The sequence below is a fragment of the uncultured Sulfitobacter sp. genome (assembly GCF_947502895.1).
Taxonomy (GTDB): Bacteria; Pseudomonadota; Alphaproteobacteria; order Rhodobacterales; family Rhodobacteraceae; genus Sulfitobacter.
In genome coordinates, this window is record NZ_CANNBM010000017.1 from 1 (window position 1) to 303 (window position 303).

At 64.4% G+C, this 303-nt stretch carries 1 protein-coding gene; it reads right to left on the reverse strand.

The window, feature by feature from the left end:
* The coding region (locus Q0903_RS19715; protein WP_299418057.1) for a calcium-binding protein at nt 1–303 on the reverse strand (303 nt) is incomplete at both ends.

Consider the following 303-nt stretch of genomic DNA (forward strand, 5'->3'; position numbering starts at 1 on the left):
GTCGGCAAAGACAAAGGTATCGGCGTCGTCCAGACCGGTCAGCAGATCGTCGCCTTCCCCGCCTGTCAGCGTGTCATCCCCCGCGCCACCTTCCAGCGTATCAGTGCCGATCCCGCCATCCAGACTGTCTGCACCGGTGTTGCCACCCAGCAGGTCGTCGCCGTCTCCGCCATCGAGGTGGTCCGACCCGTTGCCGCCATCCAGCGTATCGTTGTCGCCCCCCCCGAAGAGAGTGTCGTCCAGATTGCCACCGGACAGCAGATCATTGCCAGCATCGCCATGGATCTCGTCCGCGCCGTTCAG